This is a genomic window from Salegentibacter salegens, from assembly GCF_900142975.1.
In the GTDB taxonomy this organism is placed as follows: domain Bacteria; phylum Bacteroidota; class Bacteroidia; order Flavobacteriales; family Flavobacteriaceae; genus Salegentibacter; species Salegentibacter salegens.
This window is the reverse complement of sequence record NZ_LT670848.1, coordinates 3694197-3717131: the sequence shown is the minus strand read 5'-3', so window position 1 is coordinate 3717131 and position 22935 is coordinate 3694197. Positions and strand designations below refer to the sequence as shown.

Sequence of the window (22935 nt, the reverse complement as noted above, 5' to 3'; positions counted from 1 at the left end):
AATGATTTCGAAATAGTAGGAATTTTCCTATTGTTTTTCTGTTTAAAATATTTTGAAATCACATACCTTTTAAACTTCTAGTTTTCAGAGGGTTTATGAAATTTTGAATTCTAAAAACTTTGAAGTTCTATTAAAAAGGAAAGAGACCTCTAAATTGTTTTCAAATCTTTAAGAAGTTGAATTAATCGGTATCGTGTGAAATTTCCTATAAAATTTGTTTAGGATAAACAATTCAATTTTCAGAAACGAAAAAGTAGACATAAAACATTGATAATCATTTACTTATATACATCTCCTTGTCTTAAAATTAAATTTAAAGAAATCTCTTCTTGAAAATCAGTTGAAAATACAAAATGTAGGAAATAACTTATAAATTTTGTCTCTTATAGAAGTATTTTTCAGCATATACTAGCTCAAAAAATGCGGAAATGTTCTAAAATCAGGAAGACGCTCCCAAGTAATGTTTTAAATTATGGAGATACCAGACAATTTTAGCTGAGTAGCCGGTCTTTAAAACTCTTCTAAATTAGTTCTAAAACAAAAAACCACGTGCTTTACGCACGTGGTTTTATTATTCTATTACTTCAGAAAATTATCTGGTAAAAAGCAATTCCCTGTATTTGGTTAATGGCCAAAGCTCATCATCTACAAGCAGTTCCAGTTTATCGCAATGGTATCTAATATCATCAAAATAAGGTTTCACATCATCGCAGTAAGCAAAGGCCTTTTTCTCAATATCATCAAGTTTATTGGCAACTTTTCTAGCTTCAATCATTTGTTTTACCCCAGAATTAATCTTTGCGATATGGGCAGAAATAGATTCAATAATATCCAGTTGTTCTTCAGAATGCTTTTTAAAATCTTCATTGTAAATATGCTTTAAACCTTCCACATTTTCAATAAGGATATTTTGATAACGCACTGCCGTAGGTATTATATGATTTCTTGCAATATCCCCAAGTATCCTACCTTCAATTTGAATACGCATTGCGTAATCTTCCAGCGCTATTTCGTGACGGGCTTCTAATTCTATTTCGTTCATCACATTTAATTCTTTATAAAGCGCGATGGTTTTCTTAGAAGTCAAAGCTTTTAATGCCTGTGGCGTGGTTCTGTTATTACTTAGACCACGTTTCTTGGCCTCTTTTTCCCAGGCTTCGCCATATCCATCTCCTTCAAAACGGATTTTCTTGGATTTCTTGATGTATTCTCTAAGAACGTTAAAGATGGCATCATCCTTCTTCATCTTCTTCCCTTTAATCAACTCGTCAACTTCAGCTTTAAAGTCGTTAAGTTGCTTAGCCATAATAGCATTTAGAACCGTCATAGGATTTCCGCAGTTAGCGGTGGAACCTACGGCCCTAAATTCGAATTTATTGCCGGTAAATGCGAAAGATGAAGTACGGTTACGATCGGTATTATCCAATAATATTTCAGGGATTTTACCAACTACGTTTAGTTTTAAGTCGGTTTTTTCCTGAGGCGAAAGCTTGCCGTCGGTAACTTTTTCCAATTCATCCAACACCTCGGTTAATTGAGAACCAATAAATGCTGAAATTATTGCCGGTGGTGCTTCATCTGCTCCCAACCTATGATCGTTGGAAGCACTGGCTATTGATGCTCTTAACAATTCTTCGTTATCGTGAACGGCTTTTATAATATTAATAAAGAAAGTTAAAAACTGAAGGTTCTTCATGGGTGTAGAACCAGGTGCTAATAAATTAGTTCCGGTATCTGTTGCCAAAGACCAGTTATTGTGTTTCCCACTCCCGTTAATTCCGGCGAATGGTTTCTCGTGCAATATTACTTTAAAGTGATGTTTTTCGGCAATCTTGCTCATAATATCCATAATCAATGAATTATGGTCTACGGCAAGGTTTCCTTCTTCAAAAATAGGTGCAAGCTCAAATTGGTTTGGCGCTACCTCGTTGTGACGCGTTTTTACCGGAATACCGAGTTTCATACACTCAATTTCCAGATCACGCATATAAGCCAATACCCTTGAAGGGATTGAACCAAAATAATGATCGTCTAATTGCTGTCCTTTTGCCGGCGAATGTCCCAGCAAAGTACGGCCCGCCAAAGTAAGATCGGGACGGGTTGCCGCTAAAGCAGAATCGATAAGAAAATATTCCTGCTCCCATCCTAAGGTTGCCGTTACTTTTGAAACATTTTTATCAAAATATTTAGCTACCGAAGTTGCAGCCTGATCTACAGCTTGTAATGCTCTTAAAAGCGGAGTTTTATAATCTAAAGCTTCACCGGTATAAGAAACAAAAATAGTAGGAATACAAAGGGTTGTTCCCCAAAGAAAAGCAGGAGAAGTAGGATCCCAGGCAGTATAACCACGGGCTTCAAAAGTATTTCTAATTCCTCCACTCGGGAAACTTGAGGCATCTGGTTCCTGTTGCACCAAAGCACCACCACCAAATTTCTCTATTGCAGTACCATCACTTTGAGTTTCAAAAAAAGCATCATGTTTTTCTGCGGTTGCTCCGGTTAAAGGCTGAAACCAGTGGGTATAGTGGGTTGCCCCTTTTGCAATGGCCCATTCTTTCATTCCGGTAGAAATATGATCTGACACTCTACGGTCAATTTTCTTACCTGTTTTTATAGCTTCCATCACATTCTCGTAAGCTTCCTTGGTAAGGTATTGCTTCATGGAGGCTTCGTTAAACACATTTGTTCCAAAAAGCTCAGACCTTCTGGCCGGCTCTTTTATCTTAACCGGCTTGCGGTTAAAAGTTTCTTTTAAAGCTTCAAATCGTAAAGTTGACATATTGGTGTTGTTTGATAATTTTCAATTTCAGCTACCAAATGTATGTATTTTTACACACACCCCACCAAACAACTACACCCTGATTTAAATTTTTATGTTTTCCTTAAAACACCCCCTTAAAATTAACCCAAAAATGCAAAACCCGTAAAAATTACGTAGCTCACGAATAAAATCACACCTTTATACCTGCTGAAAAGAAATCTTTTTGGAAGAAAAGCTAGCGGAGCAATGGCAAATGCAATGCCAATCATCCAGAAAATGTCGTTGGTAAGGAGCTGATCTGACTGAAGATAAATAGGTTGAATCATCGCTGTAATTCCTAAAACCGAGCCGATATTAAAAATATTAGACCCTATAAGATTTCCCAGGGAAAGCGCTTTTTCTTTTTTCAAAGCTGCGATAACTGAAGCTGCGAGTTCTGGAACACTGGTTCCTATTGCGATCATTGTAACCGAAATCACCCTTTCACTCACCCCCAGCCTGGTAGCAAGATCTACCGCACCATCTACCAGAAGTTCTGAGCCTCCCCAAAGCGCCACACCACCGATAATTAACCAGATAATCATTTTAAAATTGGAAGTATCTTTTAAAGAATCATCTATACCTTCTACTGCTATTTCAGTTTTTCTTCGAGATCGTCTTATCAATAAAAATAAAAAGAGAATAAGTGCTAAAAATAAGATAAGGCCTTCTAAACGCGAGATATTTCCGCCGGTACTTAAAAAAGAATAAAGCACAATAGAAAAAAGCATCATTGCCGGCCAGTTAAACCGGTAAAACTCCCTATCTACTGCTATAGATGAGATTATAGCGGTAATTCCCAGCACAAGACCTAAATTAGCAATATTAGATCCTATTACGTTTCCTAAGGCAATATCAGAAAATCCACTTAAGGCAGCCTGCAAGCTTACTAAAAGTTCGGGGGCCGAAGTAGCGAAAGAAACTACTGTTAACCCAATCACCATTCGGGAGACATTTAGTTTAAAAGATAAGGCAACAGAAGCCCTAACCAGGAATTCCCCCCCTACAACAAGCAAAACAAGACCAATAAGAATAAAAACAATACTCATCTAAAAATTTTTTGCGAAGATAAAATAATCATGTTAGCCAGACTTAAAAGCATCATAAATCAAAAAGAAACTATTAAATTAGTGCACAAACTATTTATTACGTTATATTTGAAATAACCAAACAAATGAAGATGAAAAGATTAACTAATAAAGAAGAAGAAGTAATGCGTATTCTCTGGCAACTGGAGAAAGCTTTTGTAAAAGAAATCCTCCCTCACATCCAGGACAAGAAATTGCATTACAATACGGTTTCTACGATTGTAAGACATTTGGAAGACAAAGGTTTTGTTTCTCACACTGCCTATGGGAACACACATCAATACTATCCTGCGATCTCCAAAGAAGAGTATAGAAAACATATTATGAGTTTAACTTCAAAACGTTTTTTTGATAATTCTTATAAGAGTATGGTGTCCTTTTTTGCTAAAGAAGAAAAAATTAGCGCCGATGAACTTCGCGAAATTCTCGAGATTATAGAAAAGGAGAAAAAGGATTAACTTATGGAAGCATTATTAATTTACCTTTTTAAAAGTGCGGGAATACTTACTATTTTTTACCTGGCTTATACTTTTTTGTTGAAAAACGAAACCAGCTTCCAGGTAAACCGCAGGTTTTTATTGGGCGGCATTCTGGCATCGGCGGTTTTACCTGCAGTTTATTTTACGCGGAAAGTAATTGTTAAATCCAACAATTTTTCGTTGAACGAAATTCCGGTAAGCACCAATGTTTCTTCAGAAGATCTAGCAGCAACTTTTGGAATCTGGGAAGTACTGGGCATTGTTTATTCTCTCGTTGCAGCGTTCTTCTTAATCAGAATTATGCTTCAACTACGCCAAATTTTTAAACTCATGCAACAGCGTACAATTTATAAAACTGAAGACGTTAAATTCATAAAAACCGATGCTACGATAAGTCCGTTTTCATTTTTCAAATATATCGTTTACAATCCTGCGGCACATTCAGAAAAGGATCTAAAAATGATCTTGCAGCACGAAAAAATACACGCGGCCCAATGGCATTCTGTAGATATATTAATCGCCAACCTCACCACTGCCCTACTCTGGTTTAACCCCTTGAGCTGGTTGTATAAAAAAAGCGTGGAGCAAAATTTAGAATATATAGCCGACAGGGAGACGGTGGCGCTTTCAGGAGCAAAAAAATCGTATCAGCAAGCCCTGGTAAAGGTTTCTATTGCAAACTTACAACCTGCGCTTACCAATCATTTTTATCAATCATTCATCAAAAAACGAATTCTTATGCTGAATAAAAAATCAAATCAAAATTCTGGACTATGGAAAATAAGCCTTGTTTTCCCTTTGATTTTGGCCTTTATGCTCGCTTTTAATGTAAAGACACAGGCCAGTATAAATCCTTCGGAAAACAATAAGACCTTCACTATAAATTCTGAAGAAGATCAAAAAGTTTTAGAAGCCCATTTTTCAGAAAACACTTCAGAAGCAGATCTTGATAAATATCAAGATGCTTTCGCTGAAAAATTGGTGAAACTTGAGTGGCGTGACCTCAGGTATTCAGCTAATAAGCTAAAAAATATTCATATTACCTATACTTTAAAAACAGGAGATACCCGGAAATTCCAGTCAGAAACTGATAAAGATGGGAACATGCTACCGTTTAAAATCGGCGCCAAATTTCACGAAAACGGAAAAATCGCTTTTATTTCAATTAGTAATAAAAAATTAGACGAACCCACTAACTCACAATTAGTGGAACGCGAAGTTGAATCTATAGAAAATAAGAAACTTCCTGAAGATTTAGTTTATAAAATTGATGGAAAAATAGTCTCTATGGAAGATGCAGAGAGATTAAACCCAGATGAAATAGCCGAAATGCAGGTACTTAAAGGAGAAAAAGCAATAAATGAAGCTGGGAAAAAAGGTGAAAATGGAGTAATACTTATCACTACAAAAACTTCTAAAAACCCTCAAGAAATCCCGGGTAATCCACTTTATATCTTAAATGGCGAAAAAAGCAAAAAGGAAATTATTGAGCTAATCGATAAAAATCTAATTAAAAGCGTTAACGTGCTTAAAGGCGAAAGCGCAATTTCCCTGTATGGCGAAGAAGCCAAAAACGGCGCGGTAATTATTACTACTAAAATTTTGGATGAATCTAAAAAGGAATCTGAAAAAAAAGTAATTAAAATAGAAGCACATTCTGTTGGAATTCAAAGTTTTAAGAAGAAAACCGCTAATGAAATTATGTATGGAAAGGAAATCAGCTTTCGCACAGGAGAAGACATCAATGCTTTCCAGTGGAATAAAGAACCTGGCGAAACAACCAGTTTTTACATTAATGATGAAGAAAAAATTGGCCCGGTAGTCATAATTGATGGTAAAAAGAAAAATGGAGCCACGTTAAAAGAACTTGCCCCTAAGAATATTGAAAAAGTAAATGTCCTGAAAGGCAAAGTTGCCATAGAAAAATATGGCGAAGAAGCTAATTATGGAGCTATAGAAGTTACTACCAGGAAAGAAAAAGACACCGAAGAATAATTTCGTTTTTTATTTTAATTTGAATTTAAAGGCAGGCTCATCACCTGCCTTTTTCTTTTGACTGATTTTCAATATCTTTGAAGGAAACGACCTCGAAGAAAACTCACGAGTGATATAAAATGATCTTTTTTTTTCGAGTCGGGCCTTCGGGCACTTAAATCTCGATTATCGAGTAAACCAACCAACTATGAAAAAGAAATTCTTTAAAGCGCTATCTAAACTCAACAAAAAAGTCCTTCCCAATTATACCGAAAAAGAACTGGACCTAAGAAAAGCCAGCAAAGTACAAATGGCTATTATTGGTTGGAAGTCCTGGGTAACCAGGAATTCTTTAGATTAAAAAAGCCCTTAAGAGCTTTCTATAAAATGTCCAAACCGTTTCCTACTTACTCATTTCCTTAGCTTTCTCTTCCAGTTTTTTCACATTAGTAGGATACGGATTTTCTTTTAAAGTTTTGGCTAAATGCACCAGGTTGTGCGCCATGAGCAACATCATATTATTGGTGAATTCGTGTTTATTCCCTTCGGCTTCAATATAACTTGGCCCAGGGCCGGCTTCCCCAACGTAATAGCAAAATCCGTTAACCGGAACGCTAAATCCGTGTTCCGAGAGGTCAAAAACCATACTGGAGATCGCTTTTTTAGCACCGTCTTCATTACCATCTACCATTACCCCAGCCACTTTATTATAGGTTGGGAATTGGCCGTTTTCTTCGCTTCCCTCTTCCATAATTCCGTCAAAACGTTCGGCAACCATTTTGGCAACAGCACCCCGGTCTCCGCGCCAAATTGGGGTGGCAAGAATTAAAATATCGGCAGCCTTAACCTTCTTCAAAATTTTAGGCCATTCATCTCCATTTTCTTCATCAGAGGTAACTCCAAATTTCACATCATGATCTACTACACGAACAATTTCGGTAGAAACATCAAGGTCATTAAAAACCTTTTCAGCTTCTTCAATAAAGGCCTCAGTATTAGAAGTTTTAGGAGATTTTTTAAGGGTACAATTCAAAAATAAAGCTTTCAGTTTCATAATTTAGATTTTATGGTTTACCCTGCAACTTATTAAAAAGAGAAACCTAAAGCAGTTAAGGCTTGGTTAAACCTACCTTAGTTTCTTGTTAGAAACTCTATATTTATAGTAAATTATTTTATATAATGATGAAAAAATACCTTTTAATTAGCATTTTTTGTTTTTCTGTAATTAGTCTTAATTCTCAATCCTGGAAGAAACTTCCCGCAAATGAAAAAGCAAAAGAACGCCACGAGAATGCCTTTGTACAGGCAGGAAAGCGATTTATTTTAATTGGGGGTCGTGGAAATAAACCAATAGATATATACGACACCGAAAACCAAATATGGAAAAAAGGTGCGCAACCTCCCCTGGAAATTCACCATACCCAGGCAGTTAGCCTGGACGGACTTGTTTATATTCTAGGCGCTTTTACCGGTGGCTGGCCAGATGAAGACCCTATCCCGAATATCTATATTTACGATCCACTGGAAGATCTATGGATTAAAGGCCCAGAAATTCCTGCAGATAGAAGACGTGGTGCTGCCGGGGTTGCGGTAAAAGATAAAAAGATTTATTTGATAAACGGAATTACCAATGGGCATACCTCAGGTTGGGTAAACTGGTTTGATGAATTTGATGTTTATAATAATAAATGGAAAAAACTTCCAAATTCGCCAAATGAACGAGACCACTTTCAGGCCGCAATAACCGGGGATATACTTTTTGTTGCCGGCGGAAGAAAATCGGGAAGTATTGAAGGCAACGGATTTGCAGGTACGGTTAAACCCACAGATATTTATGATTTTAATGCGGAAAAATGGAAAACTATTGCTGAAATTCCTACGCCAAGGGGCGGCACGGCAATTGGACTTTTAGACAATAATCCTGTAATTCTGGGAGGTGAAAGCGATGCCCAGGAAGCTGCACATAATGAAGCTGAAATTTTTGATTTTGCAAAAGGAAAATGGGACAGCCTGCCCCCATTAAAAACAGGTAGGCACGGTACCCAGGCAATCACCATAAATAAACAAATTATTATTGGTGCAGGCAGTGGAAATCGCGGTGGTGGTCCCGAGCTTAATTCTTTTGAAGTTTTTTCGAAAGACAATTCCCTTAATTTTAGCACCAATGCTATCCTGGCGGGCGAGTTAAAAGCATCAGAAGGCAATCTTAATTTTTCAAAAGAAGAAACTAAAAGTGTGCGAATTTCTCATAAAGGAGGCAACCAGGCAATTGTAATCACCGGGATAACCATTAGCGATAACTTTAGTATAATAAATAAGAGAAGTCTCCCGTTTATTTTAGCTCCACGTTCAGAATTTGAATTAAAAATAAAAGGAAATCAAACCCCCGGAGAACTATTTATTAAAAGAGCAGGTAAAAAAGAAGGCCTTAAGGTGAGTATAAATAGAAAAAACGAGAAATAGTTCTTTACCATTCTTATTAGAACAAATAAATTTGCATTCAGATTTCATACAATTAATCAGGCTTACTGAACAGAAATTATAGCAAAACAAGCGTTAAAATTTGATTAAACCCTGACGAAAAATTCTTTTGAAAATTATTTTTGCATATTATGGAAAATCACTTTTTAAACTGCTATAGTATTAATTGATGAGCAAAACTAAACCTGGTACTTCGGTAAAAAGACTTTGGAATTTACTTAAATTAGATAAGCGCGATGTAAGTCATATTCTATTTTATGCACTTTTCGCCGGTTTAATAAATTTAGCAGTACCCCTGGGCATCCAGGCCATTGTAAATTTAATTCAGGGAGGAAAAGTTAGTACCAGCTGGGTTATTTTAGTGATTTTAGTAACTCTCGCAGTAGGTTTGGTTGGGGTTTTTGAATTACTACAACTTAGACTGGTAGAAAACATTCAACAAAAAATATTTACCCGTTCCAGTTTTGAGTTTTCATATCGTTTTCCAAAAATTAAAAGTGAAGCTTTACAAAATATCTATCCGCCGGAATTAGCAAACCGATTCTTTGATACCTTAAAAGTGCAAAAAGGAGTAAGTAAAATTTTACTGGATCTCCCCGCGGCCACAGTTCAGGTTGTTTTTGGGGTTATTTTACTCTCCCTTTATCATCCATTCTTCATTCTATATGGATTATTATTGGTGTTATTACTTTATATAGTTTTTAAATTTACTGCTGAAAAAGGTTTAAAAACCAGCTTAGATGAATCTAAAAATAAATACCTGGTTGCTCACTGGATTCAGGAAGTTGCCCGAAATTTGAACAGTTTTAAAATTTCTGGACGTAGCAGGCTGGCGCTGGATAAAAATGACAAACTCACCGAAAAATACCTTAGAGAACGGGAAGAGCATTTTGGGATTCTTAAAATTCAATACATCAAACTTATTGTTTTTAAAGTTCTTGTGGCCGGTGGACTTTTAGCTATTGGAGGGATGTTGGTTTTAAATCAACAAATGAATATTGGACAATTTGTAGCCGCCGAGATCATTATTTTATTGATTATTTCTTCAGTAGAGAAAATGATACGTGGCCTTGAAGATATTTACGATACCCTTACCTCTCTTGAAAAACTGGGGCAGGTTGTAGATAAACCCTTAGAAGCTTCCGAAAATCAAAATGCTGTAAACCCTACCAATGGTATTAAACTCGAGTTTAAAGATGTGGCATTTGAGCCCGATGGCTATTCAGTTTTAAATGGAATCAATTTTACACTTAAGCCCGGGGAATCCCTGTTAATTACAGGGCCGGCAGGTAATGGCAGGACCAGCCTATTAAAATTAGTTTCCGGAATTTTTAGCCCTACAAAAGGAAAAATTTATGTAAACGATCTTGCCCGGCATACTTTGGTTTTAAATGAATACAGGCAATATCTCGGCACTTTATTACCCGACGAAATCCCTTTTGAAGGTAGCCTTTGGGAAAATATAACTTTTGGAGATGAATCTATCTCAGATCAGGATATAGATTGGGCATTAGAACATGCTGGATTAAAAGATTTTGTAAAAGAGCAAAACAACGGCATCTACGCTCAAATTCATCCTGAAGGAAGATACCTGTCTACGCTTATTTCGCAAAGAATAATCCTGGCCAGGGCGATTGTAAAAAAACCGGCCATACTCATTTTAAAAGAACCTTTTACAAAGTTTGAACCTCAGGAAAAGAAAAGGATATTAAAATTTTTAACCGATCCGCAGCATAAATGGAGCATAATAGTGGCCAGTAACGACGATTTATGGAAAGATATTTGTAATGAGCGCCTGGAATTGCAGGATGGTAAAATCGTTAAATCCGTGTAGATATGCTGAATATTTCTGAAGAAAAATTAAACGAGCGTATAGATATTACCGGATCCAGGTCGGGAAAATTCGTTTTTAATAGAAAACACTACACCATATTCAATAAGGTACTTATTGGCATGTTCTTATTATTTATAATTATTCTCTTTCTACCCTGGACGCAAAATATAAGATCCAGCGGAAATGTAACCACCCTTAGTCCCGAGCACCGGCCGCAAACCATACAATCTCCAATTCCCGGGAAAATTGAACAATGGTATATTAATGAAGGTGATTTTGTAAATAGAGGAGATACTATTTTAAGGATTTCAGAAGTAAGCAGCGATTATTTTGATCCCTTATTAATCAATAGAACTTCCAGTCAAATAGATGCAAAAAACCAGTCGGCCAACTCCTATGACGAAAAGATTAATGCCCTTAGGCAGCAATTAGAAGCACAGCAAGAAGAACGGGAATTAAAGCGAAGCCAGGCTACCAATAAACTGGCCCAGGCAGGTTTAAAAGTTCGTAGTGACAGTATTAAACTGGAAGCAGCAAAAACAGAAGTTGAAATTGCCAGAACGCAATTTGAACGTATGCAAACCTTGCAGGAAGAAGGTTTAAAATCGCTAACCGATTTAGAAGCGAGGCGCTTAAGATTACAGGAAGCACAGGCCCAATTAATCGCACAGGAAAATCAACTTTTATCAAGCCGAAATGAAGTAATAAATGCTGAAATTGAAATAAACCGAATTGGAGCCGAATATGCCGATAAAATTTCTAAAACCCGGCAGGAAATTTTTACCACCCAAAGCAATCAATTTGGTACCCGCGCTGAAGTTGATAAACTTCAAATTCAGCTTTCAAATTACGAACAGCGCAGCAGTTTATATTATATTCTGGCACCTCAGGATGGGTATGTAAATAAAGCTTTGCGCGCCGGTTTGGGCGAAACTTTCTCCCAGGGAGAACAATTAGTAGGTATTATGCCTTCCAACTATCAAATGGCGGTAGAAACTTATGTTAGGCCATTAGATTTGCCATTAATTCACGTGGGGGAAGATGTTCGCATTCAATTTGATGGTTGGCCTTCAATTATTTTTAGCGGCTGGCCCAACCTTTCTTATGGTACCTACGGTGCTGAAGTAGTAGCGGTGGAAAATTATATTTCAAAAAATGGCAAATACCGGGTACTCCTCGCCCCCGATCCTGAAGATAATCCATGGCCGGAGCAAATAGGTATTGGTAGCGGGGCGCAAACTATCGCCCTTCTGGAAAATGTTCCAATTTGGTACGAGCTATGGCGAAATTTAAACGGTTTCCCACCTAATTATTATGAACCGGGAACGGATGATAATTCTAACAATCAAGCTGCAAAAAGTAATAATAAAAAGTAGGCAAATAAATGCGCTTAGTACACTATTTTACTATTCTATTCTTTATTTGTTCTTCGGCTTTTGGCCAAACAGACAGCCTGAGTTATACCGAATTTTTAGATATCGTAATAAGCGAACACCCTGTAGTTAGCCAGGCCGGATTGGTTAGAAATATAGGCGACGCCGAAGTACAATCGGCAAGAGGCGCCTTCGATCCCCGGTTTGAAGTAGATTATAAGGAAAAAGAATATAAAGGCACCGAATATTACGACCTTCTTGATGCCCAACTACAGGTACCTATGTGGTACGGATTAAAATTAAAAGGCGGATTTCAACAAAGCCAGGGCGCTTATGTTAATCCGCAGAACAAGGTGCCAGATGCCGGACTGTTTCAGGCCGGGGTCATTTTATCTTTGGGAGAAGGACTTTGGATTAATTCCCGAATGGCCGGTTTACGTAAAGCGCAGGCATACCGGCAGCAAAGCAGGGCCGAACAACAATTAATAATAAATGATATTCTTCTTGATGCCTCTTTTGTGTATTTTGAATGGGTAAGAGCACACCAGAAATTACAAATTTTTGAGGATTTTCTGGCAAATGCAAACCAGCGCTATCGCGGAATTAGGCGTGGCGCCCAAATAGGTGAGGTTGCAGGCATAGACACCGTAGAAGCAAGCCTTAATATTCAAAAACGAAGATTGCAGGCTAACCAGGCATTGGTAGAACTCAGGAAAAAAAGATTGGAGCTTTCTACGTATTTATGGAACCAGGATCAGCCCCTTATTTTGCAAGAACAAGTAACACCCGTAAGTACCGACGAAGTATTCCGTACTTTAATTTCTGAAATTCCCGAAGCGAATTTAGACACTCACCCGCAATTGGAATTTTACAGGCGAAAAATAGAAGCGCTCCAAATAGAAAAACGTTATCGCATAAATCAGCTATTACCAAAGGTAGATTTGGAGTATAATTTCCTTTCAGAAGAACCCGATAATTTTGAAACCTTTAATGCAAGTTCTTACAAGGCGGGTGTAAAATTTTCTATGCCACTATTCCTAAGAAGGGAACGGGGTGATCTTAAGATTGCCGAATATGAGTTACAGGACGCCAAACTTGAGCTTAATCTAAAAGACAACCAGTTACAAGCGAAAATTAATGCCATAGAGCAACAACTTCAGGCCTTTTTAGAGCAAATTGAAATGACGGAACAAATGGTTGTTGATTCTAATGCTTTACTTCAGGCCGAAGTGCGTAAATTCAATTTTGGAGAAAGTTCAATCTTTTTAATAAATACCCGCGAAACCAGGTTTATTGAAGCCAGGCTGGAGCAATTAGATCTTCAGGTTAAATATTTAAAAACCCAGGCAGAATACTTACAAGCCCTTGGTAGCAATGCAGCACAATAGAAATTCTTCATATTTTTGAATGAAAAACTGATATTGTAAAATTAAGTATCTCTTTTAAGCATTTAAGACTACAAATTTGTAAGTTAGCTCATATATAAATAACTCTAAAATTAAAATTATGATCACTAAAACTTTAAAATCAGTTGCTTTTTTAGGTATTTTTCTTTTTATGGTTTCCTGTGGAGAGAGTACTGATACTGTAGAATCTGGAACTTACCAGGGAACAATAGAAGAGGTTGAAGCTTCTAAAGATGAGATTTACGTAAAAACAGACGATAACAAGACTTTAGAGCTGTATTTCAAGGAAACTACCGAGTTAACCCGAAATGGAAGCACCGTAGATTTTTCAGAATTGAAAGAAGGTCAAAAAGTTGAAGTAGAAGTAGAAAAAGTAGGAAAACGTTTAGATCCTATTTCTGTAAAAATTATGGAATAAAATGAATCAGTTACCTGATTTTTGGCGGACAGAGGTTTTTCATCCTCTGTCCGTTCATTTTCCTATCGCCATTTTATTAGTTGCTTTTTTGTTTAAGTTAATAGCACTGGGCTCGGCAAAAGAAGTCTGGAAACAAGGAGGAACTATACTACTTTTATTAGGCACGATAGGAGTTTGGATTGCAATTTATACCGGTAATCTTGCCGATGGAATTGTCTCACGAAAAATTTGTGATCCCACCGTTCTTAAACAACATCAAAACCTGGCGTATGTGACCGCGTGGCTTTTTACTGGCTCCCTCCTTCTTGATCTATTAAAATTTTCAAGAATTCGATTGCTTACCCAAAAGAAAAATTTATTATCTATTCTCTGTATCGTCACATTATCAATAGGCTCCGGTTATCTTATGTATGTAGGACATTTAGGCGCCACCTTAGTTTACCAACAGGGAGCAGGCGTTTATCAACCATCAGAAGATTGCGCCGAATTTAATTAACAGACTTCATTTTTAAATAATTTCTTGAGTTACTATTTCAATAAAGCCTCTAAATCTTTCTCTCTGGATATGTGCAATAGGAGATTGTAAATTATAGCCTAAATAGTATTTCTACATTTTTATATAAGATAACTGTACAGAAATAAGAAGCGCTAATTTTAACGAGAAAAGCTTATTCCCAAATTATTTATATATTTAGAAAGGCTTAACTAGAAATAAAGACTTACCCTACTACACTTTCCTGGTTAAATTAAGGCCGCATATCTATCATTAAACCAACCTTTATGAAATTAGAGAAGATATTAGACCGTCTCGGGTCAATTGAGAAGAATTCCTTTATTAAAGTAGTAGACAATATAATTTCAGATCAACCAAAAAACTCACGAGAAATTGAAAAGATCTTAAGTTCGGCTGATAAAGGTTTAAAATCAGCAGATAGTGAAAACATTACCAGAGTATTCTCATTAATTCATCAGGAGTTCTATAATCATCTAAAATGTGAATTTCAGGAAACATCTTCCCAACTTGATATATTGATCGATATAATTATAAGAGATGGTAATTGTATTATGAAACAGGACTGGTTTTCCAGGTTATATGAGAAAGAAATCAAAACGATTAAAGGAAAAATAAAGATAGTAGAAAATGGCTAAGTTCTAATTAGCATATTGAATAGTTGTTGTTTGTACTCGTACCATGCGCTATTTGAAGCAAAGGCAATGGCTGTAACTGTTGCCATTTTACTGGTTGAGTTCTTGATTTTTTCAAGTACCAAGAACCAATTCAAGTAATTCTGTAAGTATTTTGTAGCTACCCCATTGAAAGAATCCATGAACTTTCTCAATCTCATATCCATATTGTTTACATTCTGGACATGGTACACCTTATCTACGGTTCGCTGTCCCTTTGAGGTGTTGAACTTTTTATGGGCAATTGTGTTGGCTTTTGCAAAAGCACCATAACTTCTATGGCTGTCGCTGCAGAGTACGTCAGCTTTATCAAGTTTCCCTTTAAGTATTCTATTCAGATCCTCTTTACTGATACGACCTCTTGTGGCCACTTTAAAGTCTTTGTTTCCAGATCTATCACAAGTTGCCACTACAGCTACTTTTTCATCACTTATGCCTGCTTTGCTTGCTTTTTCTCCTCGCATTTTCGGTTTTCTACCTAAATGACGTCCTCCTTTTTCTGAGTAGGCAAAGAACAGGTCATCGCTTTCGACTATGCCCTGAAACTCTTCTACCGAAACACTGGAAAATGACGTGAGCAATTTATGTCTCCAATCAAAGGACGTTTGAATTGATATCTCCGTCTCTTCTGCACTTTTCCTGATACTGTAGCCCGACAACAAACAGTATAAATACCGATTTAACTTCTCTTTCTTTTTTATATTATACCAAAACTTACCTGTGGTCTCACTGAAATTCTTCTTACAGCCATTGCAAACATAGCGTTGAACGCCTTTGAGCTTGCCATTGGCACGAACACGCTTTTCTGAGCAATGAGGACAGGTAACTGCTTTTGCCTCGTTGCTGTCCTTTACTTCACTTTCTTGCAAAGACAATGATAGCAACGAAGCCACTATCTCTTGTTGAACAGTCGCTGGACTATTAACGAAAAAATCCCTGAAATCTGAAGGTATCATATCTATATAGTTTTACACAAATATAAGACATATTCATCTTAGAACAAAGCTTAGAAAATGAAATAAGCAATCCCAAATCTGAATTTTCAGAGGAAAGAAAAAGAGATTATCGTATCTACAAAAAATGTTTACACACAGCTTATCAAAATGATATTGCTAACAATAGGGATGCAAAAGTAACTTCCGATGAACTCTCTATTATATTAACCCTTTCAAAAGAATTACAATTATCTCAGGAAGAAGTAAAGCTTATTAATTATTCGATTATTCCTATCAAAAAATTGGAAATTCTCGAAGTTATAAATAACCTTAAAAACATAGGTGTAATATTTTTTTCCAAAAAGGAAAATACGATTTATATAGCTGATGAAATGGTTAGATTGCTTCGGAAATTACGGGGTAAAGAAGTGGCAGATAAATATTTGAGAAGAACTTTACGTATTTTACGTGAACCGGTAATTAATCAAATTGCAAGAAATCACGGTATTCAAACCAAAGAAAGTCTTAGTAATAAAATTGACTTGATAATTAAGGAAGGCATTTCATTTAAACATTTATTAGCAGAGGATATTCATAAAAAGGGAACCACACTAACAGAGCGAAAGAAATCTCTAAATGATCTTGTTGAAAAAGGTTTAGATATTCAAAACTTAAGAGGTAGTACCATAGATGAAAAAATTGAAAGCCTTGTTGATTATTTCGAAAGTATTGAGCGGGATGACAATATAAATATTGCCCTGGACGGATTTGAAAAGATGATGGACGAACTCAATAATTCACTTCCCAAATTAAACAAACAAATAAAAGAGCAGTTCGAACTCCAAGACGAGTTTGTTCTAAAAGGTGAATTCCTTATAAATTATAATATTAAACCACGGGATATCCTCGATTTGATAGAAAAAGAAGATCTAAAAAAGTTTATTTTAGAAAACGATATTAAGCAACGAGGTAATAACATTCTTAATATTTTGGAACATTACAAAGATGCCGAAAATCTTTTTCTAGAAAATTATGAAAAGGTGGCTTACCGTGATTTAAACGCGCTCAAAGAAAATGGAATTACCACGAAAGAAAGTGAACTGGGACTAAAATTTGAGGAATTAACCAGAAAAATATTTCAAGATCTAGGATTCAATGTTGATGAAGAATTAAAGAAATCTCTTAATTCAAATAAAGATATAATGGACATTCTTTTGCATTTGGAAAACGGAGATGTAATTATTGTAGAATGTAAAACCAGAAAAGAGAAAGGTTATAATAAATTTAGTACTGTCTCCAGACAATTAAAAGCATATAAATCGAGAGTTGAAAAAATGGACAGAAGGGTTATTAAAATTCTTCTACTAGCTCCAGAATTTAGTGATGATTTTATTACAGACTCAGAAATGAACGTAGAACTAAATTTATCTTTGATTACTGCCGCTTCCCTGCTTAAAATCTACGAGGCTTTTAAAGTCTCTTCATACAATCAATTTCCCCATGTATTATTCCGGGATGTTCTAATCAATGAACAACGAATCATAAAAGCATTAACTAAATAAAAAAGCACCGCCAGAGCGGTGCTTTTCAGTATAAAATTTAAGCTATTTTTTAGTGTACAATAATCGCATCTGCAGTTCCATCTGGATCTCCGTTTACAGTTCCGTCTGTATTGGCGTTTCCTAGTAATAAAACTCCGGCTGCGTGTGGTGAAGCCATAGAAGTACCACTTATTGAATTATAACCACCGTCTTTCCAGGTAGAATTAACCGCAACTCCAGGAGCAGCATAATCTACCGGCGGATTTCCGTAGTTAGAGAAAGAAGCCCAATTATCGTTAGAATCCATTGCAGAAATCGTTACAATATTTGCTCCGTTTACTCTCGCAGGAGAACTTGTATTAGCGTCAGAACTTTCATTTCCGGCTGCAAGAGCGAAAATAATTCCGTTTTCTGAAGCTGAAAGCACGGCGTTATCCAAAGCATCTGAAGTTGGACCACCAAGACTCATATTGGCAACATCGCCAGCACTTCCGTAAGCAGCAACGTGATCTACACCAGCGATTACGCCAGAGTAAGAACCACTACCACGACTATCCAAAACTTTTACAGGAATAACTGAGGCTCCCGGTGCTACACCAACAACGCCAAAATCATTATTTAAAGCTGCGATAGTTCCGGCAACGTGTGTTCCATGACCATTTCCATCATCGGTAGATTTTCCATCTCTTCCAGAGGTAAATGCATTGAATCCTCTTGAAGCGTCCACATTAAGATCTGGATGATCTGTGTCTATTCCGCTATCAATCACCCACGCAACGTTAGAACCAGTGTAAGAAGTTACACCATTCACCCGCGTAATCCCGTAAGGTACATCCTGGGAAGAGTCTCCTCCCCCATCGTCCCCATCACCCGGATCTCCATCACAAGGCCCGCCGTTTGGCGTTCCACAAGGCGGCGCAAATTGCACAATTCTATCTTCTTCGATAAAAGCAATTTCTTTTTTACCTCTTAAAGCTTCCACCTGTTTCAGGGTAAGTTTAAGCGCTGCACCATTAATTGTTTTACTGTAAACAGCTAAAAGTTCTGTTTCGGGAATATTAGTTTCAGATAAAACTCTTTTGGTAGTATTCGCTACTTCCTCCTGGGCTTTGGTATAACTTTGCGGGTATTTAGAAGAAGCATTTCCGGTAATATCTTTGTTAAAAACCACGATATACTGGCCTTCAATAATATCTGCAGAAGAAGGAGCTACCAATTCTTCATCCATTGGTTGTTCCCTGGTTTCGTCCTGAGAACATGAAACAAAAAAAGCGGCAGCCATGGCAGTTACCGCGATTGATTTAAAGTTTTTTAAATTCATAAAAATAAAATGTTTGATTAATAAAAGGTTAATAGATTCGTCTAATCTATCACTTTATCGACAATTTCCAAACTTTTATCGTAATAATCTGATAATATCATTATTTCAATTTTATAGATTTTTTAGTTTAAATCCTATGCATTGCAAGGATTATGGAGGTTGAAAATATTTTTTTCTGTAAGTATTTTCTTACTAAAAAATGAAATGTCTCAACAGATTTCAAAAAACCTGATTTTCCTCATAGGACACTAAAAAATATTCCAGTATACCCCTTGCCAACCAGGGCTGTATGTAACAAAAGTTGCTTCCCACAGGTAATCCACCACCTAATTTTGTCATCTAATTAGAAATAAAATTGTTTGAGTATTAACCTAAACAATATAAATATTCAATGATGAACAATCTACTACACTACTTAAGAGAAATCTTGATAGAATTTCCAAAAACCTGGATTTCTAAGGTGCATCCAAAAGCCCCACCTAAACCTATAGCCATAAGCATTCATAATATCAATTTTAAAAATAATCAATTATGAAAACCATCTTAGTATTAGGAGCCGGACAAGGAGGAATTGTAACCGCCAGGGAACTGAGCAGACACAGCGGCAACGAAGAAGATATCAACCTGGTAAAGATCCTGGTTTTCGAAAAAGAAGAAACCAACGTGTATTCCCCTTCACTCCCCTGGGTGATGGTTGGAAAAAGCAAACAGGAAGAGATCACAGAGCGTACCGATAAGTTGGACGCTTCAGGATTGGAAGTTATTAAAGGAGAAATAGAAAACATAGATCCAAAAAATATTGCTGTAACCGTAAAAGGAAAGCAGTATAAGGGAGATCATATGGTGGTTTCCCTGGGCGTGGAACAGGCAGATGTTTATAACCTTGATCAATTTGGCTTCAATTTCTTTACCCTAAAAGGAGCTCAGGATTTTTATGCTGAATTAAAAAAGTTCGAGGGTGGTGAAATTGCTATTTTAGTTTCTTCCCTTCCGTTCAAAAGTCCGGCGGCGCCTTATGAAGCAGCTATGCTTATAGAAGATTTCGCAAGGAAGAACAACCTCCCTAAAAACACTACTGTTTCCCTTTATACGCCTGAAGCCGGCCCAATGGAATTCGCTAGCGCTGAAGCTTCCCAGGAACTAAGAGAACTGCTGGAAAAGAAAGGGATCAAATATTATCCAAACCACGAGCTGAAAGCTGTTTCAGGAAGTTCACTGGAATTCAGCAACGGAAAAACATATGCTTTTGATCTCCTGGCCTATACTCCAATGCACCAGCTACCCGAGGTGATTAAAAAGAGCGATTTAGCCGGAAATTCCAATTGGGTAGATGTGGATAACAAAACCCTGGAAACCAAATTTGTAAATGTTTATGCCATTGGCGACATCACCCACGTTACGACTGAAACCGGATCAGTGCTACCAAAGATCGGAGTTTTTGCTAGACAACAGGGCGCCGTTGTAGCTCACAATATTAGCAGAAAATTAGCCAATCAAAAACCTGATCAAACTTTCATACCCGAAGGAAAATACTTTATCGAATCGGGTGAAGGAAAAGCCAGTGAAACCGGCGGAAGATTTTCAGCTACCGGGAAGAATGATGTAAAAATGAAAACTCCCGCCCAGTGGGGACATTTCTCCAAATGGTGGGATGAAAAATTCTGGTTCTTCAAAAACTTTTAATCAGAAATAATAGACAAACGATGAAGAACATATATATAGTTATGATGCTGGCTTTACTTCCGGGACTGTGGTCACAGGCCCAGGAAACGAAGCCAATATCCCGAAACGAAGCCGTACAGCTGGTAAAGGAAAATAACAGGGAGATCAAGATTTCGCAACAAGAATTCCTCGAAGCCCGGGGAGATTACCGGCAAACAAATTCCATCTTTTTGCCAAATGTGGCCGTATCCCATACCGGGATGACCACTACCAATCCTTTGATGGCTTTTGGCTCTAAACTGAACCAGGGAATAGTCACTCAGGAAGATTTTAATCCAAACCTTTTAAACAACCCCGAAAGGATCAACAACTTTGCCACCAAAATTGAAGTCGAGCAACCGCTTATCAATTTAGACGGGATCTACCAGCGAAAAGCGGCTAAAAAGAAGATGGATGCTACTGCTTTACAAACAGATCGAACCATAGATCATATGATTCTGGAGGTGGAGAAAGCTTATATGCAGCTGCAACTCGCGTACCAGGCTGTAACTGTATTGGAAAGCGCCCAAAAGGCAGCGCTCGCCAACCAGAAACTGGCGAATGACAGTTATAAGCAGGGATACCTCCAACGATCTGATGTGCTTTCGGTGGAAATAAGGGTTTCTGAAGTCAATAGTCAGCTGCAGTATGCAAAGAGCAACGTGATCAATGCATCTGATTATCTGGCATATCTCATAAACGAACCTGTAAATATCATTTTTGAGCCTACAGATCCTTTGGAGGTTTCAATTCCTGTTCAGGAAAATATGGAGACTGTTTCTAAAGACAGGGCAGATATTCGGGCGATGGAACTGGCTACAGAGGCTTACGGCGAAATGCTGCAGGCAGATAAGATGTCTTTCCTGCCCCGCCTAAATGCCTTTGGAAGCTATGAACTATATGATGACGAGATCTTTGCCGGCGATGCCAGCGGATATCTCGCGGGAATCCAGATGAAGTGGGATGTTTTTGAAGGTTACAAGCGCTTCGGAAAGCTTCAAAAAAGCAAGGCAACTTATGAAAAAGCCAGGCTGGAATATGATTCCTATGTGTCCAAAAGTGAGATGGAACGAAACAGGGCAGGCCGGGCAGTAAAGGATGCCGAAAATAAGCTAAACCTTACCCGTCTTGCACTGGAACAAGCCGAAGAATCTTTGCGCATACGCTCCAACAGGTTTGAGCAGGGGCTTGAGAAAACCAGTGACCTGCTTACGGCCGAAGCACAATTTTCCCAGAAACAGCTGGAATATGCACAAACCATATTTGAGTACAATTATGCCCAGGCACAACTCGATTTTTTAATTAAATAAACAGTCAATATGAAAACCAAATTATATATCCTGAGCCTTTTGGGAGCAACGACCCTACTTTTTAGTTGTGGGGACTCTTCAGAAAAAAATATTGCAGAAAATAGTCCGGCGGTGTTGGTTACCGTTGAAACTCCTTCAAAATCTGATCAATCCTTCCTCACTTTTAGCGGAAAAATAGAAGCCGCTGAAAATGCCACTTTAAGCACCCGAAATATGGGCTATGTCACCGGTGTTAATGCAAGTGTTGGAGATAAGGTGAGAAAAGGTCAGCTGCTTATTGAGATCAATAATGCCGACCTGCAGGCAAAGCGGGCGCAGGTAAATGCGGGTATCACTGAAGCCACAGCGGCTTTTAATAATGCAGAGAAAGATTATGAGCGATACAATTCATTGTTTGAAGATAACAGCGCTTCCCAAAAGGAGATGGATGATATCACCGCCAGGTACGAAATGGCCAAGGCCAGGCTTGAAGCCGCCAGGCAGCAAAAGAACGAGATCAACGCACAATTCGCTTATTCCAATATTGTCGCTCCATTTAGTGGGGTGGTTACAGCAAAAAATGTGGAAGTTGGCGATATGGCGAATCCCGGGATGCCGTTGCTAAACCTGGAAGTTCCGGGAAAATTTGAAGTAAGGGCAAGTGTTCCGGAATCTGAAATAGCCTCAGTTAAGCAGGGGACAGAAGTGGATGTCCTGGTTAAATCTTCCGGAGAGACTTTGAAAGGAATGGTTTCAGAAATAAGCACTTCCGCCAGGAATTCAGGTGGGCAGTATGTTGTAAAAGTAGCATTGGACGAGACTGATGCTTCGATCTATTCGGGGATGTATGCCAGTGTTCAGTTTCCTACTACAGCCGGAGAAAACCGGGAAGTTGTTCTAATTCCTGCTTCAGCACTTGTAACACGTGGGGATCTTCACGGAATATATACGCCAAGCCAGCAAAATACTGCCATTTTAAGATGGTTGCGACTGGGAAGAACTATAGGTGATGAGGTGGAAGTACTTTCAGGCCTTAATGCCGGGGAGTCCTATATCTCTTCCGCCGAAGGAAAATTATTTAACGGGGCCAGGCTCGAAATTCGATAAGTC

The 22935-nt window shown here is 37.7% G+C and carries 19 protein-coding genes; 14 read left to right on the top strand and 5 right to left on the bottom strand.

The window, feature by feature from the left end; genetic code table 11:
* Positions 1-592: 592 nt before the first annotated feature.
* Together B5488_RS16435 and B5488_RS16430 are read right to left on the bottom strand one after the other, a co-directional pair.
* Positions 593-2779, bottom strand: a complete 2187-nt coding sequence (locus tag B5488_RS16435; RefSeq protein WP_079736240.1) for a glutamine synthetase III family protein — start codon at positions 2777-2779, stop codon at positions 593-595.
* A 122-nt stretch (positions 2780-2901) separates the two neighbouring features.
* Positions 2902-3849 (bottom strand): calcium/sodium antiporter, encoded by a 948-nt coding sequence (locus B5488_RS16430; RefSeq protein ID WP_079736239.1) that lies wholly within the window; start codon positions 3847-3849, stop codon positions 2902-2904.
* Positions 3850-3980: 131 nt separating this feature from the next.
* On the opposite strand from B5488_RS16430, the gene B5488_RS16425 reads away from it, so the two are divergent.
* The 3 genes from B5488_RS16425 to B5488_RS16415 all read left to right on the top strand — a co-directional run bounded on the left by B5488_RS16425 (position 3981) and on the right by B5488_RS16415 (position 6702).
* On the top strand, positions 3981-4346 hold the full coding sequence (locus tag B5488_RS16425) for a BlaI/MecI/CopY family transcriptional regulator (RefSeq protein ID WP_079736656.1): 366 nt from the start codon (positions 3981-3983) through the stop codon (positions 4344-4346).
* A gap of 3 nt (positions 4347-4349) precedes the next feature.
* Positions 4350-6362 (top strand): M56 family metallopeptidase, encoded by a 2013-nt coding sequence (locus B5488_RS16420; protein WP_079736238.1) that lies wholly within the window; start codon positions 4350-4352, stop codon positions 6360-6362.
* A gap of 187 nt (positions 6363-6549) precedes the next feature.
* Positions 6550-6702 (top strand): SsrA-binding protein, encoded by a 153-nt coding sequence (locus B5488_RS16415; protein ID WP_079736237.1) that lies wholly within the window; start codon positions 6550-6552, stop codon positions 6700-6702.
* A 42-nt stretch (positions 6703-6744) separates the two neighbouring features.
* Here B5488_RS16415 and B5488_RS16410 read toward each other — a convergent pair whose 3' ends face one another.
* Positions 6745-7395 carry a flavodoxin family protein gene (locus B5488_RS16410; RefSeq protein WP_079736236.1) on the bottom strand — a complete coding sequence of 217 codons (651 nt, stop codon included), beginning with the start codon at positions 7393-7395 and terminating at the stop codon, positions 6745-6747.
* Positions 7396-7520: 125 nt separating this feature from the next.
* On the opposite strand from B5488_RS16410, the gene B5488_RS16405 reads away from it, so the two are divergent.
* From B5488_RS16405 to B5488_RS16375, 7 genes are all read left to right on the top strand, one after another.
* Positions 7521-8804: a Kelch repeat-containing protein gene (locus tag B5488_RS16405; RefSeq protein ID WP_079736235.1), complete on the top strand. Its 1284-nt coding sequence runs from the start codon at positions 7521-7523 to the stop codon at positions 8802-8804.
* Between the two features lie 187 nt (positions 8805-8991).
* A complete protein-coding gene (locus tag B5488_RS16400) occupies positions 8992-10656 on the top strand; it encodes a peptidase domain-containing ABC transporter (RefSeq protein ID WP_079736234.1) in 1665 nt (554 codons plus the stop codon).
* 2 nt (positions 10657-10658) lie between these two features.
* Positions 10659-12032, top strand: coding sequence for an HlyD family secretion protein (locus B5488_RS16395; protein ID WP_079736233.1), 1374 nt, complete (start codon positions 10659-10661; stop codon positions 12030-12032).
* 8 nt (positions 12033-12040) lie between these two features.
* Entirely contained in the window at positions 12041-13417 is a 1377-nt protein-coding gene (locus B5488_RS16390) for a TolC family protein (RefSeq protein ID WP_079736232.1), read from the top strand.
* A 118-nt stretch (positions 13418-13535) separates the two neighbouring features.
* A complete protein-coding gene (locus B5488_RS16385; RefSeq protein ID WP_079736231.1) occupies positions 13536-13853 on the top strand; it encodes a hypothetical protein in 318 nt (105 codons plus the stop codon).
* A gap of 1 nt (position 13854) precedes the next feature.
* Positions 13855-14349 (top strand): DUF2231 domain-containing protein, encoded by a 495-nt coding sequence (locus B5488_RS16380; RefSeq protein WP_079736230.1) that lies wholly within the window; start codon positions 13855-13857, stop codon positions 14347-14349.
* Between the two features lie 284 nt (positions 14350-14633).
* A complete protein-coding gene (locus B5488_RS16375) occupies positions 14634-15002 on the top strand; it encodes a hypothetical protein (protein ID WP_079736229.1) in 369 nt (122 codons plus the stop codon).
* On the opposite strand, the gene B5488_RS16370 is transcribed toward B5488_RS16375, so the two are convergent.
* Positions 14999-15994 carry an IS1595 family transposase gene (locus B5488_RS16370; RefSeq protein WP_079733415.1) on the bottom strand — a complete coding sequence of 332 codons (996 nt, stop codon included), beginning with the start codon at positions 15992-15994 and terminating at the stop codon, positions 14999-15001. The two genes, B5488_RS16375 and B5488_RS16370, sit on opposite strands and share 4 nt — an antisense overlap.
* Before the next feature lie 281 nt (positions 15995-16275).
* Between B5488_RS16370 and B5488_RS16365 the strand changes: the two genes are divergently transcribed.
* On the top strand, positions 16276-17535 hold the full coding sequence (locus B5488_RS16365; RefSeq protein ID WP_079736228.1) for a hypothetical protein: 1260 nt from the start codon (positions 16276-16278) through the stop codon (positions 17533-17535).
* A gap of 49 nt (positions 17536-17584) precedes the next feature.
* On the opposite strand, the gene B5488_RS16360 is transcribed toward B5488_RS16365, so the two are convergent.
* Complete coding sequence (locus B5488_RS16360) at positions 17585-18835, bottom strand: S8 family peptidase (protein ID WP_079736227.1); 1251 nt, start codon at positions 18833-18835, stop codon at positions 17585-17587.
* Between the two features lie 531 nt (positions 18836-19366).
* On the opposite strand from B5488_RS16360, the gene B5488_RS16355 reads away from it, so the two are divergent.
* The 3 genes from B5488_RS16355 to B5488_RS16345 are packed head-to-tail and all read left to right on the top strand — an operon-like array spanning position 19367 to position 22932.
* The gene (locus tag B5488_RS16355) at positions 19367-20518 is read left to right on the top strand and encodes an NAD(P)/FAD-dependent oxidoreductase (protein ID WP_079736226.1); all 1152 of its coding nucleotides are present in this window, start codon (positions 19367-19369) and stop codon (positions 20516-20518) included.
* A gap of 20 nt (positions 20519-20538) precedes the next feature.
* The gene (locus B5488_RS16350) at positions 20539-21846 is read left to right on the top strand and encodes a TolC family protein (RefSeq protein WP_079736225.1); all 1308 of its coding nucleotides are present in this window, start codon (positions 20539-20541) and stop codon (positions 21844-21846) included.
* Positions 21847-21855: 9 nt separating this feature from the next.
* Positions 21856-22932 carry an efflux RND transporter periplasmic adaptor subunit gene (locus B5488_RS16345; RefSeq protein ID WP_079736224.1) on the top strand — a complete coding sequence of 359 codons (1077 nt, stop codon included), beginning with the start codon at positions 21856-21858 and terminating at the stop codon, positions 22930-22932.
* Positions 22933-22935: the final 3 nt, after the last annotated feature.

Coding starts and splice junctions, on each gene's coding strand:
- B5488_RS16435 (WP_079736240.1), bottom strand. CDS start 2,779: ATGTCAACTTTACGATTTGAAGCTTTAAAAGAAACTTTTAACCGCAAG.
- B5488_RS16430 (WP_079736239.1), bottom strand. CDS start 3,849: ATGAGTATTGTTTTTATTCTTATTGGTCTTGTTTTGCTTGTTGTAGGG.
- B5488_RS16425 (WP_079736656.1), top strand. CDS start 3,981: ATGAAAAGATTAACTAATAAAGAAGAAGAAGTAATGCGTATTCTCTGG.
- B5488_RS16420 (WP_079736238.1), top strand. CDS start 4,350: ATGGAAGCATTATTAATTTACCTTTTTAAAAGTGCGGGAATACTTACT.
- B5488_RS16415 (WP_079736237.1), top strand. CDS start 6,550: ATGAAAAAGAAATTCTTTAAAGCGCTATCTAAACTCAACAAAAAAGTC.
- B5488_RS16410 (WP_079736236.1), bottom strand. CDS start 7,395: ATGAAACTGAAAGCTTTATTTTTGAATTGTACCCTTAAAAAATCTCCT.
- B5488_RS16405 (WP_079736235.1), top strand. CDS start 7,521: ATGATGAAAAAATACCTTTTAATTAGCATTTTTTGTTTTTCTGTAATT.
- B5488_RS16400 (WP_079736234.1), top strand. CDS start 8,992: ATGAGCAAAACTAAACCTGGTACTTCGGTAAAAAGACTTTGGAATTTA.
- B5488_RS16395 (WP_079736233.1), top strand. CDS start 10,659: ATGCTGAATATTTCTGAAGAAAAATTAAACGAGCGTATAGATATTACC.
- B5488_RS16390 (WP_079736232.1), top strand. CDS start 12,041: ATGCGCTTAGTACACTATTTTACTATTCTATTCTTTATTTGTTCTTCG.
- B5488_RS16385 (WP_079736231.1), top strand. CDS start 13,536: ATGATCACTAAAACTTTAAAATCAGTTGCTTTTTTAGGTATTTTTCTT.
- B5488_RS16380 (WP_079736230.1), top strand. CDS start 13,855: ATGAATCAGTTACCTGATTTTTGGCGGACAGAGGTTTTTCATCCTCTG.
- B5488_RS16375 (WP_079736229.1), top strand. CDS start 14,634: ATGAAATTAGAGAAGATATTAGACCGTCTCGGGTCAATTGAGAAGAAT.
- B5488_RS16370 (WP_079733415.1), bottom strand. CDS start 15,994: ATGATACCTTCAGATTTCAGGGATTTTTTCGTTAATAGTCCAGCGACT.
- B5488_RS16360 (WP_079736227.1), bottom strand. CDS start 18,835: ATGAATTTAAAAAACTTTAAATCAATCGCGGTAACTGCCATGGCTGCC.
- B5488_RS16355 (WP_079736226.1), top strand. CDS start 19,367: ATGAAAACCATCTTAGTATTAGGAGCCGGACAAGGAGGAATTGTAACC.
- B5488_RS16350 (WP_079736225.1), top strand. CDS start 20,539: ATGAAGAACATATATATAGTTATGATGCTGGCTTTACTTCCGGGACTG.
- B5488_RS16345 (WP_079736224.1), top strand. CDS start 21,856: ATGAAAACCAAATTATATATCCTGAGCCTTTTGGGAGCAACGACCCTA.